Raw genomic sequence first — 12,632 nt, 5'->3', positions numbered from 1 at the left:
GTTAAGTTGCAGTCGCTGAGCTTGGCAAGGTCACCGTGGATCGTGGCCTGATGAAGCAAGATCGTTCCGATCCGCTGCATCGATGCACCTCGCTTCCCCCTTGCTTGTCAGCCGCCCAACAGGCGTATCCAACAACAAGTAGAGAGTCAAAGGGAGTTAGTGAGATGGCTGATCGCGAGAACGGTACCGTGAAGTGGTTCAATGATGCCAAGGGCTTCGGCTTCATCAGCCGGCAGAATGGCGAGGACGTGTTCGTGCACTTCCGTGCCATCGAGACCCAGGGCTTCAAGAGCCTCAAGGAAGGCCAAGCTGTGAGCTTTGAAGTCGTGCAGGGCCAGAAGGGCCTGCAGGCTGACAAGGTCCAGCCGGCGTAATACCTGCCGCTTGCCGGCATGAAAAAGGCCCGCGCAAGCGGGCCTTTTTTTGTTGCTCCGGTTCTGAACGGCCGGGGCCCGATGCGGCTCAGCGCAGGATGACCTTGCCGTTGACCACGCGGACATAGGTGTTTTCGCGGATGCCGCCGAGGTCGCGCTGGTTGACCACGATGGTGCGGCCGTCATCCATGCGCACGCTGATGTCATACGTATCGCTGGTGACGTTCTTCTGGATCTGGTTGCCCGCCAGCGCGCCACCCACGGCGCCGGCGGCGGCGGCGATGTTCTTGTTGCCGCGGCTGCCGCCGGTGTGGTCGGAGATCTCATGGCCGGCAACCGCGCCGACGATGCCGCCGAGGATCGCGCCGGTGGCGGAGGGCGCGGTACGGCCAGACTGCACGGCATTGATGCGGGTGACGATGCCGCAGTCGGCGCAACGGCCCTGGTTGTAACCGGAGTTGTTGCCGTAGCCGCCGTTGTTGTAGCCGTTGTTGTAACCACCACCGCCGTAGCCCGGCGAGGTGGCACAGCCGGCCAGGCCGACGGTTGCAATGACACTGGCGGCGATGAGCTGGATCTTCATGGGGCATCTCCTGGCCGTGAAGGCGGGTGCGTTGGGTGGTACTGCGTCATGCAGCAGGGTGAGCGAATCCTCCTCTTTCCAACGTGAACAAGGCGCCAACCACCTCGGCCTTCACCCACTCGAAGATGAATCAGCGGAAGTCCTGATGACAGGCCCGGCAATCGTCCTGCAGTGCCTGCACCTGCTGCGCCATCGCGGCGCAGTCGGTGGGAGGGCTGGCCAAGGCCGTATTGAGGTCGGCGCGGTACTCGCTGGCGTGCTGCTGGAACTGCCGGCTGTCCTTCAATCCGGGGAAGGCCTGGTCCAGATCGTTGGACAGCAGGCGCAGCACCTGCAGGCGCGGGACGCTGTCGGCCAGGCTGCAGCGGTTCTGCTGCTGCGCCTGCTGCAGCAGATCCGCCTGCCGCTGCATTACCTGCATCAGGCTGTCCGGGAACGGATCGCGGCGTGCCTGCAGTGCGCGGCCGACCATCACCGTGGCAATCAGGCCGATCAGCAGGCCCAGGCCGAGCACGAACAGATAGCGGTAGGCGGTGGACGGGCTGCGGGGTGGGCTGGCACTCATGGCGGGCGCTCCGGGCGTGCAACGGTGGGTTCGGCGTCGTCGTGCTGTAGTCAGGGGACCTGCACGCTAAAATAGCCCGATGAACGAACAGGTCAAACAACGCTTCGCCGGTATTGAACGGCTGTATGGCGTCGGCGCGCTCGAGCGCCTGCAGGGCAGCCGTGTTGCCGTGGTCGGCATGGGCGGCGTCGGCTCGTGGGTGGTGGAGGCGCTGGCGCGCTCGGCGGTGGGCCATCTGGCCCTGATCGATGCAGACGACATCTGCGTATCCAATACCAACCGCCAGCTGCCGGCGATGGAAGGCAACTACGGCCGCAACAAGGCCGAGGCCATGGCCGAGCGCTGCCGGGCGATCAATCCGCAGATCGAGGTCGACGCCGTGCAGGCGTTCCTGACCCCGGCCAACATGGCCGAACTGCTGGACCGCGGATTCGACCTGGTGATCGATGCCTGCGACAGCTTCCGGGTGAAGGTGGAAACCATCGCCTGGTGCCGCCGCCGCAAGCTGCCGTTGCTGACCGTCGGCGCGGCCGGCGGTCGTACCGATCCCACCCTGGTGCGCATCCGTGATGTCTCGCGCACCGAGCATGACGCGATGCTGGCGCTGATCCGCAAGAAGCTGCGCAGCGAATTCAACTTCCCGAAGAATGCCAAGCGCTATTTCGGCGTGCCGGCGGTGTATTCGCTGGAGAACGTGAAATATCCGCAGGCCGATGGCAGCGTCTGTGGCCTGCGGCCGAACCTGGGCGCGGATGCGGCCCTGAAGCTCGATTGCGGCGCTGGCCTGGGTGCGGCCACCCACATCACCGGCGCGTTCGCGTTCGCGGCCGTGGGCAAGGCGCTGGAGATGCTGCTGGAGCCGAAGAAGGTGAAGGCCGAAGTGGTTGAGGCAGAGACCGGGGTGTGATCCGGTGGTGCCGGCCGCTGGCCGGCATCTGCGCTGATTCAAACGTTCCGGGGTTGCCGGCCAGCGGCCGGCACTACCTTCACGGTGCAGGCAGGTTTAACAACCGCCGGGCGTTGTCCGTGGTGGCCTGCGCCACGGTGTCCAGTTCCATCCCGCGTAGTGCGGCGATGTGGCGGGCGATGACCCCCAGCCGCGCCGGCTCGTTGCGCTGGCCACGGATACCCGCGTCGGGCTGGTCCGGCGCATCGGTCTCCAGCAGCAACTGCTCCAGCGGCATCGTGCGGACAAGCCGCTGCAGACGCTGTGCACGCTCGTAGGTCAACGGTCCGCCCAGGCCAAGCAGGAATCCCAGCTTGTGCAATTGTGCGGCCTGTTCCGGGCTGCCGGAAAAACTGTGCACCACCCCGCGTAGGCCACCGATGCGACGGATCGCGCTGATCACCGCATCCACTGCACGGCGGGCATGCACGATCACCGGCAGGTCAAACTCGCGCGCCAGCGTCAACTGGCCGAGGAAATACTGATGCTGGACCTCGGCATCCAGGCTCTCGACGAAGAAGTCCAGCCCGCATTCGCCGATCGCGCAGGGCCGCTCCTGTTCGATCCATTCACGCAGCTGTGGCAGGTGTTCGGGCCGGTGCTGGTCCAGGAACATCGGGTGCAGGCCATAGGCGGGGTAGAGCCCCGTCGCCTGCTGGCAGACCTCGCGCAGCTTTGGCCAGCTGGCCGCAGTGACTGCCGGAACCACCTGCCACTGCACGCCGGCAGCGCGCGCGCGGTCGATGACCGCCGCGCGGTCACCATCAAATTCGCTGGCATCCAGGTGGCAGTGGCTGTCGACCAGCAGGTTCAACGCTGCTCCAGCGGCGGTGGCGTGGTCGCGCTGCGGTTCTTCCAGTTGGCCAGCAGCAGGGTGCCCAAGCCCAGCACCAGTTCGTCGACGAACGGAATCGGGTCGGGGATGAACAGGGTCAGCGCGAACAGGCCCGCGGTCAGCTTGAACAGGGTGGGGTAGCGCAGCCGGCGCGCCCATTGCAGGACCGGCAGCAGCATCGGGTTGGCCATGGCGGAGGTCCTCCTGGGGAATGTGCAAACGCTACCACGGGCCCAGCATTTCCAGATGCTGAATGGGTTACGGCAGTGAGCAGGAAATGTGGAGATTCCGTTCAGGCACCGCATGCTGCAATCTGGCCTGAGAACGTTGCGGACGGTCCGCAAGGAGCAGGTCATGAAAAGCACAACTACAACTGTCCTGGTCGCAGCGGGCGCGCTGCTGGTCGGTGGTATCGCCACCGCCGCCTTCATGAAGAGCGGCGACAAGTCGCCGGAGCAGCTGAGCGCCGGAAATCCGAGTGAATCGCGCCTGGTCGATGGCAATGCCACCGACGATGGCGCACGTGGCGACGCAGTGGACGCCAGTGCGCCGCGTGGCCTGGAATACGCCGATGTGCTGAAGGTCGATCCGATCACCGAGAAGCAGAAGGCCTATGCCACCGTGATCGGCACCGATCCGGTACGCGAGACGTCCACCACCCAGACCCCGCATGAGGTCTGCCAGGACGTGGTGGTGCAGGAACGCCTGCCCGAGCGTGACGGCAACGTCGGTGGCACCGTGGTCGGTGCCGTGGTCGGTGGCCTGCTGGGCAACCAGGTGGGCGGCGGCAATGGCAAGAAGGCCGCGACCGCTGCCGGTGCCGTGGCCGGTGGCTTCATCGGCAACCAGGTCGACAAGCGCCATGTGGGTGGCCGCGTGGTCAACCGCACCGAGCGCCAGTGCCACACCGAAACGGCGACCTCCGAGTCGAGCCGTGTCACCGGCTACAACGTGACCTACCGCAATGAAGACGGCACCACCGGCACCATGCGCATGGGCAGCAAGCCGGGCAACCGCATTGCCATGGGCACCAGTGACGTGGTCAAGGGCTACAACGTGACCTACCGCTACGACGGCGCAGAGAAGACCGTGCGTATGGACAACAAGCCGGCCAGCGATCGCCTGCCGGTGGTGGATGGGCAGCTGGTCACCCAGACGGCTGCAGCCGGCGACGCGACCGCGAACCGTCAGTAATTCTCCGGCAACATCGGTAACGAACAGGCCAGCCTCTGCTGGCCTGTTTTTTTATGGGTGGGGTTCATCCACGCGTGGCGTGGCTCTACCATGACGCCATGAGCATCTTCGACCTGCGCATCGAAACCGAACGCCTGATCCTGCGCCCGCCGCAGCGGCAGGACTACGCCCCCTATCTGGCGTTCTGCGCCGATGAGGAGGTGATGCGCACGCTGGGCGGTGTGCAGGCACCCTCGGTGGCATGGCGCAGCTTCTGCAGCCTGGCCGGCGCATGGCAGCTGTTCGGCTTCTCGATGTTCAGCGTGATCGAGAAATCCAGCGGTGAATGGATCGGTCGCATGGGGCCGTGGCAGCCGCAGGACTGGCCCGGCACCGAGGTCGGCTGGAGCATCCGACGGGCCAGCTGGGGCAAGGGCTACGCACCGGAGGCGGCGATCGCAGCCATCGACTGGGCGTTCGATACGTTGGGTTGGGACGAGGTGATCCACACCATCGCCGAAGACAACGAAAATTCGAAGGTGGTTGCACGCAAGCTCGGCAGTACGCTGCTGCGCATGGGGCAGTTGCCACCGCCCTATGAAGGCAAGCCGCTTGAAATCTGGGGGCAATCGCGCGGGCAGTGGCAACAGCGCGCACGCTGAGCGCTGCCCGGCAGTGTCGGCCGCTGGCCGACATTCGCACAAATCCAGCTGCATCGAGGTTGCCGGCCAGCGGCCGGCACGACCGAATCGCCATGCTGCACCCGCGCTTGGCAATCGCCAAGCTGCTTGCCAGACTGCGGACAGCCGGCTGCAGGCCGGGACCTCCCTGGAGCAGGCAATGGTGGAAGAACGCATTGCGTTGACGGTGCATGGCATGTCGGTCTCGGGCAATTGCCACAAGGTGCGCCTGTTGCTCGAACAGCTCGGCAGCCGCTACCGCTGGGTGGAGGTGGACAGTGCCCACGGCCAGACCCATACCGCGGAATTTCTCGCACTCAATCCCAATGCCAAGGTGCCGTTGATCGTGCGCGACGACGGCCGCGTGCTGACCGAGTCCAATGCGATCCTGTTCTGGCTGGCCGAGGGTACGCCTTACCTTCCGGCCGACGGTTGGCAGCGTGCGCAGGCATTGAGCTGGATGTTCTTCGAGCAGTACACGCATGAGCCCTGCGTGGCGGTGGCACGCTTCATCCGTGGTTGGACGCCCGCTGACTCACCACGCCGTGCTGAACTGCCGCGCCTGCATGAGCGCGCTGCCAGCGCGCTGGCGGTGATGGAGCAACATCTGCGCCAGGCGCAGTGGTTCACCGGCGATGACTACGGTATCGCCGATATCGCCTTGTTTGCCTATTCCGATGTCGCCGCCGACGGTGGCATCGCACTGGATCCATTCCCGCAGGTGCGGGCCTGGTTGCAGCGGGTGCGAGCGCAGCCTCGCTTCGTGCCCATGCCTGCGGTGACCGCCGAGGTGCGCGCGCGGTTCAACGCACCGGATTGATTCCCCTGCAGCGTCGGGCGTGCTCGACCAGCGGAAGGGTCGGGCAGCCTTGGCGTTACGGTCTGCAACAACGACACGGAGGGTGTTCGATGTTCGCTGTGGTTCCTGATCCCATTCCCGCACGCATGCGCGGTCTCAATCGCGCCGAGGTCTGTGACGTCAATTTCCTCGAGGCCGTACTCGCCTGGCGCGGCATCCCGCGTCCGCGCCCGGCGCCGGATTCGCCGATCCTGCCGGGCAGCACCCTCACCGCCGCCGCCTTCGGCGAGCTGTTCGAATCGCAGCTGGTCAGTCGCCAGCTGGACCTGATGGCGCGTGTGCTGCGCGTGCAGAACAAGGTCTTTTACACCATCGGCTCGTCCGGCCATGAAGGCAACGCGCTGCTTGCGCGCGCCTGCCGCCACACCGACCCCGCCTTCCTGCACTATCGTTCCGGCGCGTTCATGGCCGAGCGTGCGCGGCTGGTGCCCGGCATGGATCCGGTGCGCGACGCCGCGCTGTCCTTCGCCGCCAGTGCCGATGATCCGGCCAGCGGCGGCCGTCACAAAGTGTGGGGCAGCAAGCCGCTGTGGGTGCTGCCGCAGACCTCGACCATCGCCTCGCACCTGCCCAAGGCGGTGGGTACCGCGCTGGCGATCGAGAGTGGCAGGCGACTGAGCCAGCCGCTGCCGATTCCCGCCGACAGCATCGTGATGTGCTCCTTCGGCGACGCCTCGGCCAACCACGCCACCGCGCAGACCGCGTTCAATACCGCGATGTGGTCGGCCTACCAGAAGCTGCCGGTGCCGATCCTGTTCGTCTGCGAGGACAATGGCCTCGGCATTTCGGTGAGGACGCCCGAGGGTTGGATCGCAGAGCGCTTCAGCCGGCAACCGGGCCTGGACTATTTCTTTGCCGATGGCCTGGATCTGGCGGCCGGACACGCGCAGGTGCAGGCGGCGGTCGAGCATTGCCGGCGCATGCGGCGGCCCACCTTCCTGCACCTGCGCACCACGCGGTTGATGGGCCACGCCGGTACCGACTTCGAAGTGGAATGGCGCGCATTGGCCGAGCTGTGTGCGGCCGAGGCGCAGGACCCGCTGCTGCGCTCGGCGCAGATTGCGCTGGAATCAGGCTGGATGGATGCGGCGGGCGTCGAGGCCGCCTATGAAACCCTGCGCGCGCGCTGCATGGCCGCCGCCATCGATGCTGATACGCGGCCGAAGCTGCAGACATTGCAGGAAGTGGTCACGCCGTTGGCACCCTATACGCCCGCAGCGGTGCAGGCCGAGGCCGAGCGCGTGGCGCCCATCGAGGCCCGGCAGGCGCTGTACGGCGGCGCCGACGCGCTGCCCGAGCGGCAACCGCCGCGGCATCTGGCGATACAGATCAACCACGGGCTGCAGGAGCTGCTGGGCAAGTACCCGCAGGCGTTGTTGTTTGGCGAGGACGTGGCGCAGAAAGGCGGCGTTTACACGGTGACGCGCGACCTGCTGCGCCGTTTTGGCCCGCGCCGGGTGTTCAACACGCTGCTGGACGAGACCATGATCCTGGGCATGGCCCAGGGACTGGCCAACATGGGCATGTTGCCGATTCCGGAAATCCAGTACCTGGCCTACCTGCACAACGCCATCGACCAGGTACGTGGCGAGGCCTGCTCGCTGCAGTTCTTCTCCAACGACCAGTTCCGCAACCCGATGCTGGTACGGGTGGCCGGGCTGGGCTACCAGAAGGGGTTCGGCGGCCATTTCCACAATGACAATTCGATCACGGCGCTGCGTGACATCCCGGGGCTGGTGGTGGGCTGTCCGTCGCGTGGCGATGATGCGGTGATGATGCTGCGCACATTGGCGGCATTGGCCCGAGTGGATGGCCGGGTAGCGGTGTTCCTGGAACCGATCGCCCTCTACATGACCAAGGATCTGCACGCGGCCGGCGACGGCCAGTGGTTGTTCGACTACCCCGCGCCCGGGCACGCGCTGGTGCTGGGCGAGGGCAGGGTGTACGCGCCGGATGCCAGCGATCTGGTGATCTTCACCTATGGCAACGGTGTGCCGATGGCGCTGCGCGCAGCGGTCGCCATCGAGCAGCAGCTGGGCTGGCAGGTGCGTGTGGTCGACCTGCGCTGGCTGGTGCCGTTGAATGCGGCCTTCATCGGCGCCCAGGCCGCCACCGCGCAACGGGTGCTGGTGCTGGATGAAGGGCGCCAGAGCGGGGGCGTCGGCGAGGGCGTGATCACCGCGCTGGTCGAGGCCGGCCATGGCCACCTGCCCGTGCGCCGGGTCTGCGGTGCCGATACCTATACGCCACTGGCGGGGGCAGCAATGTTCGGGCTTCCAAGCGACAATGCGGTGATTGGCGCCGCCCTCGACCTGGCGCAGGAACCCTGATGCATGTGTGGATTGGCAGGTATGTTGTTGCCGGCGGCACAGACGCCGGCCGAGGTCCTGCAGGCGCAGGCGCAGGCCATGGGCCAGGCGCTGCACCATCGCGGGCCGGATGACGGCGGTACCTGGGTAGATGCCGCCGCTGGTATTGCCCTGGCCCACCGGCGCCTGAGCATCCTCGATCTTTCACCGCTGGGCCACCAGCCGATGGCCTCGGCTGACGGCCGCTATGTGATGGCCTACAACGGCGAGGTCTACAACTTCGCCGCACTGCGCGCCGAACTGGAGCCGCTGGGGCATGCGTTCCGTGGCCATTCCGATACCGAGGTGCTGTTGGCCGCGATCCTGCAGTGGGGCGTCGAGGACACCCTGCAGCGCGCCAACGGCATGTTTGCCATCGCCCTTTGGGACCGCCAGGAACAGTGCCTGTGGCTGGCCCGCGACCGGGTCGGCAAGAAGCCGCTGTACTACGGCTGGGCCGGTGATGCCCTGGTGTTCGGCTCAGAGCTGAAGGCGCTGTGGCAGCACCCGGATTTCGACAACGATATCGACCGCGATGCGCTGACGCTGCTGCTGCGGCTGGATTACATCCCGGCACCGCACAGCATCCACCAGCGCTGCTACAAACTGATGCCCGGGCGCGTGCTGCGGCTGGATGCGGCGACGGTGGCGGCCGGGGCCAGCGCCCATCGGCCCGAGCAGGCGCAGCGTCCGTACTGGGACGCGCGCGCGCGCATGCAGGCGGCACTGGCCACACCGTTCCAGGGCCGCATCGAAGAGGCCGAGGAGCAGCTGGATGGCCTGCTGCGCGATGCGGTGGCGCTGCGCATGGTTGCCGATGTGCCGGTGGGCGTGTTCCTGTCCGGCGGCACCGATTCGTCGCTGGTGGCGGCGCTGATGCAGGCGCAGAGCGGGCAGCCGGTGCACAGCTTCAGCATCGGTTTCAGCGGTTCCCACCACGACGAGGCACCGTTGGCCAGGGAACTGGCCACCCACCTTGGCTGCGATCACACCGAGCTGTATGTCAGTGGCGCCGATGCGCTGGCGGTGGTGCCGCAGCTGCCGGCGATGTTCGACGAACCCTTTGCCGATGCCTCGCAGGTGCCGACCGCGCTAGTCGCCCGCCTCGCCCGCCAGGGCGTGACCGTCGCACTGTCCGGCGATGGCGGCGATGAGCTGTTCTTCGGCTATACCCGCTATGTGCGTGCGCTGCGCAACTGGCAGATGCTGGGACGGGTGCCCGCGCCGCTGCGGCGCTGGATGGGCGCACGTGCGCACCAGCAGGGCGAGGCGTCGCGCACCGGCGGGCTGGCCGCGTTGCTGGCCGAAACCGGCGCACGTGGTATCGGCGATGTGTATCGCAACCGCATCTCGCGCTGGCGCGATCCGGCGGCCGCGGTGATCGGTGCACGCGAGGCGGGCAGCTTCTACGATCTGGCCGATCCGCTGCATGGTGCCGGTACGCCGGCCGACGCGATGATGCTGGCCGACTTCGTCAGCTATCTGCCCGACGATCTGCTGTGCAAGGTCGACCGCACCTCGATGGCGGTCAGCCTGGAGGCACGTGCGCCCTTGCTGGACTGGCGCGTGGCCGAGTTCGCCTGGTCGCTGCCGCTGGGCTTCAAGCGCAGTGAGTCGACCAGCAAGGTGCTGCTCAAGCGCGTGCTGGGGCGGTACGTGCCGCAGTCGATGGTGCACCGGCCCAAGCGTGGATTCGGTGCCCCGGTCAGTGATTGGCTGAAGGGCGATCTGAAGCCCTGGGCGGACGAACTGTTGCAGCCGGCGCGACTGGAACGCGAAGGCGTGCTGTCGGCCGCCGCCGTGCAGCCACTGTGGCAGCAGTTCCTGGGCGGCCAGCGCAAGTGGCACACGCACCTGTGGAACGTGCTGATGTTCCAGGCCTGGCAGGACCACTGGCGGCAGGTGCGTGCAGGCGTGAAGCGCGCTTGATCTTCACCGGCGGGGAAGGCCGCGGCGGCTAGGCTGGCCCTCCCGCACCGTGAGGAGTATGTCCTGATGTCCGTCCCCACCATTGCCGTATTCGTCGGCAGCTTGCGCAAGGACTCATGCAACCGCAAGCTGGCCCGCGCGCTGGAGAAACTTGCGGGCGACAAGGCGCGCTTCCAGTATGTGCAGATCGGCGACCTGCCGCTGTACGACCAGGATTTCGACGCCAGCTACCCCGCGCAGGGCACGCGCCTGAAGGACCAGGTACGCGCCGCCGACGCCGTGCTGTTCGTGACCCCCGAGTACAACCGTTCCGTGCCGGGCGTGTTGAAGAATGCCATCGACATCGGCTCGCGCCCCTACGGCGACAGCGCTTTTGCGGGCAAGCCAGCGGCGGTGATCGGTGCTTCCATCGGCCAGATCGGCACGGCGGTGGCCCAGCAGCACCTGCGCAACAGCCTGGCCTTCCTGGACATGCACGTGCTTGGCCAGCCCGAGGCGTTCATCCACTTCAAGGATGGCCTGATCGATGCCGACGGTACGATCCACAACGAGGGCACGCAGACGTTCCTGCAAGGCTATGTGGATCGGTTCCTCGCCCTGATCGCGGTACATGCCAAGGGCGATTGACGCCAGCGGCGGCGGTCCCCATCTGCGATAATGCTCCGCTGCGGGCGTCGCAACGACGCCCGTCGCAGGCAATGCGACGCCCTCGCGCCAGTCTGGACAGGCTCAGGCGGATATCCCCCGTTTTTCCACGGCTTATCCACAGATTTGTCCATGGTCGCCGGGGTCGGCGCATGCCTACACTCGTCTGGCCCCTTTTGCAGGAAACACCGCAGCATGTCCGCCCGTTCCGGCTTCCGTTCCAACCGCAGAGAGCGCGGCGATGGCTTCGATCGCGATCGCGATGAATCGCGTATCGACCAGTTGCGCGTGCCGCCGCACTCGGTGGAGGCCGAACAAGCGGTGCTGGGCGGCCTGATGCTGGCACCGGATGCCTACGACCGGGTCAACGATCAGCTGACCGAGGGTGACTTCTACCGCCGCGACCACCAGATGATCTACCGGGCGATCCGCGAGCTGTCCGAGCGCGAGCGCCCCTTCGATGCGGTGACCCTGGGCGAGTGGTTCGAATCGCAGGGCAAGATGGAGCTGGTGGGCGATGGCGCCTATCTGATCGAACTGGCCAGCACCACGCCGTCGGCAGCCAATATCGTGGCCTATGCCGAGATTGTGCGCGACAAGGCGGTGCTGCGGCAGCTGATCCAGGTCGGCACCGACATCGTCAACGATGGTTTCCAGCCCGAGGGCCGTGACAGCAGCGAGCTGCTGTCCGCTGCGGAAAAGAGCGTGTTCGCCATTGCCGAACAGGGCGCGCGCGGCCGTACCGACTTCGTGGCCATGCCCGGTGCATTGAAGGACGCATTCGAAGAGCTGCGCAACCGCTTCGAGAATGGCGGCAACATCACCGGCCTGCCGACTGGCTACACTGATTTCGACGCGATGACCGCCGGCCTGCAGCCGACCGACCTGATCATCCTTGCCGCGCGTCCTGCAATGGGCAAGACCACCTTCGCCCTGAACATCGCCGAGTACGCGGCGATCAAGTCGAAGAAGGGCGTGGCGGTGTTCTCGATGGAAATGTCCGCATCGCAGCTGGCGATGCGCCTGATCTCCTCCAATGGCCGCATCAACGCGCAGCGCCTGCGTACCGGCCAGCTGGAGGACGAGGACTGGAGCCGGGTGACCGGTGCGATCAAGATGCTGAAGGAAACCAAGATCTTCATCGACGATACGCCAGGCGTGTCGCCGGAGATCCTGCGCTCCAAGTGCCGCCGCCTCAAGCGCGAGCACGACCTGGGCCTGATCGTGATCGACTACCTGCAGCTGATGAGCGTGCCGGGCAACAGCGAGAACCGCGCGACCGAAATTTCCGAGATCTCGCGTTCGCTGAAGGGCCTGGCCAAGGAGCTGCACGTGCCGGTCATCGCGCTGTCCCAGCTCAACCGCTCGCTGGAAACGCGTACCGACAAGCGCCCGGTGATGGCCGACCTTCGCGAATCGGGCGCAATCGAGCAGGATGCGGACATGATCGTCTTCATCTACCGCGACGATTACTACAACAAGGAAAATTCGCCGGACAAGGGCCTGGCCGAGATCATCATCGGCAAGCACCGTGGTGGCCCCACCGGCTCGTGCAAGCTGAAGTTCTTCGGCGAATACACCCGTTTCGACAACCTGGCCCACGACTCGGTCGGTTCGTTCGAATAGCGCCGACGGCGTTACGGTAGCGCCGGGCCATGCCCGGCGGATCTGCTCCCCAGCGGCAGGTTTCATCGC

Annotated in this window: 13 protein-coding genes; 9 read left to right on the top strand and 4 right to left on the bottom strand. The window is 66.3% G+C overall.

What is annotated here, in order from left to right; translation table 11 throughout:
- The first annotated feature begins 164 nt into the window (after positions 1-164).
- On the top strand, positions 165-374 hold the full coding sequence (locus tag AC07UW_RS13985) for a cold-shock protein (protein WP_025876765.1): 210 nt from the start codon (positions 165-167) through the stop codon (positions 372-374).
- An 88-nt stretch (positions 375-462) separates the two neighbouring features.
- Here the strand turns inward: AC07UW_RS13985 and AC07UW_RS13980 are convergent, their stop codons facing one another.
- Both AC07UW_RS13980 and AC07UW_RS13975 read right to left on the bottom strand, forming a co-directional pair.
- Positions 463-957 (bottom strand): glycine zipper 2TM domain-containing protein, encoded by a 495-nt coding sequence (locus AC07UW_RS13980; protein WP_032978839.1) that lies wholly within the window; start codon positions 955-957, stop codon positions 463-465.
- 130 nt (positions 958-1,087) lie between these two features.
- Positions 1,088-1,522 (bottom strand): cytochrome c, encoded by a 435-nt coding sequence (locus AC07UW_RS13975; protein WP_312785628.1) that lies wholly within the window; start codon positions 1,520-1,522, stop codon positions 1,088-1,090.
- A gap of 79 nt (positions 1,523-1,601) precedes the next feature.
- Between AC07UW_RS13975 and AC07UW_RS13970 the strand changes: the two genes are divergently transcribed.
- Entirely contained in the window at positions 1,602-2,429 is an 828-nt protein-coding gene (locus tag AC07UW_RS13970; protein WP_495212261.1) for a tRNA threonylcarbamoyladenosine dehydratase, read from the top strand.
- Between the two features lie 79 nt (positions 2,430-2,508).
- Here the strand turns inward: AC07UW_RS13970 and AC07UW_RS13965 are convergent, their stop codons facing one another.
- Both AC07UW_RS13965 and AC07UW_RS13960 read right to left on the bottom strand, forming a co-directional pair.
- Positions 2,509-3,282: a TatD family hydrolase gene (locus tag AC07UW_RS13965; protein WP_495212260.1), complete on the bottom strand. Its 774-nt coding sequence runs from the start codon at positions 3,280-3,282 to the stop codon at positions 2,509-2,511.
- The gene (locus AC07UW_RS13960) at positions 3,279-3,494 is read right to left on the bottom strand and encodes a DUF6116 family protein (RefSeq protein ID WP_116864079.1); all 216 of its coding nucleotides are present in this window, start codon (positions 3,492-3,494) and stop codon (positions 3,279-3,281) included. The genes AC07UW_RS13965 and AC07UW_RS13960 overlap by 4 nt, the downstream gene beginning before the upstream one ends.
- A gap of 163 nt (positions 3,495-3,657) precedes the next feature.
- On the opposite strand from AC07UW_RS13960, the gene AC07UW_RS13955 reads away from it, so the two are divergent.
- The 7 genes from AC07UW_RS13955 to AC07UW_RS13925 all read left to right on the top strand — a co-directional run bounded on the left by AC07UW_RS13955 (position 3,658) and on the right by AC07UW_RS13925 (position 12,563).
- Positions 3,658-4,497 carry a glycine zipper 2TM domain-containing protein gene (locus AC07UW_RS13955; RefSeq protein WP_025876774.1) on the top strand — a complete coding sequence of 280 codons (840 nt, stop codon included), beginning with the start codon at positions 3,658-3,660 and terminating at the stop codon, positions 4,495-4,497.
- Between the two features lie 98 nt (positions 4,498-4,595).
- Positions 4,596-5,138, top strand: coding sequence for a GNAT family N-acetyltransferase (locus AC07UW_RS13950; protein WP_032978851.1), 543 nt, complete (start codon positions 4,596-4,598; stop codon positions 5,136-5,138).
- Positions 5,139-5,316: 178 nt separating this feature from the next.
- Complete coding sequence (locus tag AC07UW_RS13945; RefSeq protein WP_025876778.1) at positions 5,317-5,976, top strand: glutathione S-transferase family protein; 660 nt, start codon at positions 5,317-5,319, stop codon at positions 5,974-5,976.
- An 89-nt stretch (positions 5,977-6,065) separates the two neighbouring features.
- Positions 6,066-8,345 (top strand): thiamine pyrophosphate-dependent enzyme, encoded by a 2,280-nt coding sequence (locus tag AC07UW_RS13940; protein WP_495212259.1) that lies wholly within the window; start codon positions 6,066-6,068, stop codon positions 8,343-8,345.
- A gap of 3 nt (positions 8,346-8,348) precedes the next feature.
- Complete coding sequence (gene asnB / locus AC07UW_RS13935) at positions 8,349-10,292, top strand: asparagine synthase (glutamine-hydrolyzing) (RefSeq protein ID WP_495212258.1); 1,944 nt, start codon at positions 8,349-8,351, stop codon at positions 10,290-10,292.
- Positions 10,293-10,358: 66 nt separating this feature from the next.
- Positions 10,359-10,919 carry an NADPH-dependent FMN reductase gene (locus AC07UW_RS13930; RefSeq protein ID WP_033831525.1) on the top strand — a complete coding sequence of 187 codons (561 nt, stop codon included), beginning with the start codon at positions 10,359-10,361 and terminating at the stop codon, positions 10,917-10,919.
- 213 nt (positions 10,920-11,132) lie between these two features.
- A complete protein-coding gene (locus tag AC07UW_RS13925) occupies positions 11,133-12,563 on the top strand; it encodes a replicative DNA helicase (RefSeq protein ID WP_099821134.1) in 1,431 nt (476 codons plus the stop codon).
- Positions 12,564-12,632 lie beyond the last annotated feature (69 nt).

Source organism: Stenotrophomonas sp. GW821-FHT02D01 (assembly GCF_059421765.1).
Note: the sequence above shows the minus strand (reverse complement) of the source record. Positions and strands in the feature narration are given on the sequence as shown.

Bases quoted from the DNA above. Each gene is read 5' to 3' on its own strand.
- AC07UW_RS13985 (WP_025876765.1), top strand. From the start codon at position 165: ATGGCTGATCGCGAGAACGGTACCGTGAAGTGGTTCAATGATGCCAAG.
- AC07UW_RS13980 (WP_032978839.1), bottom strand. From the start codon at position 957: ATGAAGATCCAGCTCATCGCCGCCAGTGTCATTGCAACCGTCGGCCTG.
- AC07UW_RS13975 (WP_312785628.1), bottom strand. From the start codon at position 1,522: ATGAGTGCCAGCCCACCCCGCAGCCCGTCCACCGCCTACCGCTATCTG.
- AC07UW_RS13970 (WP_495212261.1), top strand. From the start codon at position 1,602: ATGAACGAACAGGTCAAACAACGCTTCGCCGGTATTGAACGGCTGTAT.
- AC07UW_RS13960 (WP_116864079.1), bottom strand. From the start codon at position 3,494: ATGGCCAACCCGATGCTGCTGCCGGTCCTGCAATGGGCGCGCCGGCTG.
- AC07UW_RS13955 (WP_025876774.1), top strand. From the start codon at position 3,658: ATGAAAAGCACAACTACAACTGTCCTGGTCGCAGCGGGCGCGCTGCTG.
- AC07UW_RS13950 (WP_032978851.1), top strand. From the start codon at position 4,596: ATGAGCATCTTCGACCTGCGCATCGAAACCGAACGCCTGATCCTGCGC.
- AC07UW_RS13945 (WP_025876778.1), top strand. From the start codon at position 5,317: ATGGTGGAAGAACGCATTGCGTTGACGGTGCATGGCATGTCGGTCTCG.
- AC07UW_RS13940 (WP_495212259.1), top strand. From the start codon at position 6,066: ATGTTCGCTGTGGTTCCTGATCCCATTCCCGCACGCATGCGCGGTCTC.
- asnB (WP_495212258.1), top strand. From the start codon at position 8,349: ATGTGTGGATTGGCAGGTATGTTGTTGCCGGCGGCACAGACGCCGGCC.
- AC07UW_RS13930 (WP_033831525.1), top strand. From the start codon at position 10,359: ATGTCCGTCCCCACCATTGCCGTATTCGTCGGCAGCTTGCGCAAGGAC.
- AC07UW_RS13925 (WP_099821134.1), top strand. From the start codon at position 11,133: ATGTCCGCCCGTTCCGGCTTCCGTTCCAACCGCAGAGAGCGCGGCGAT.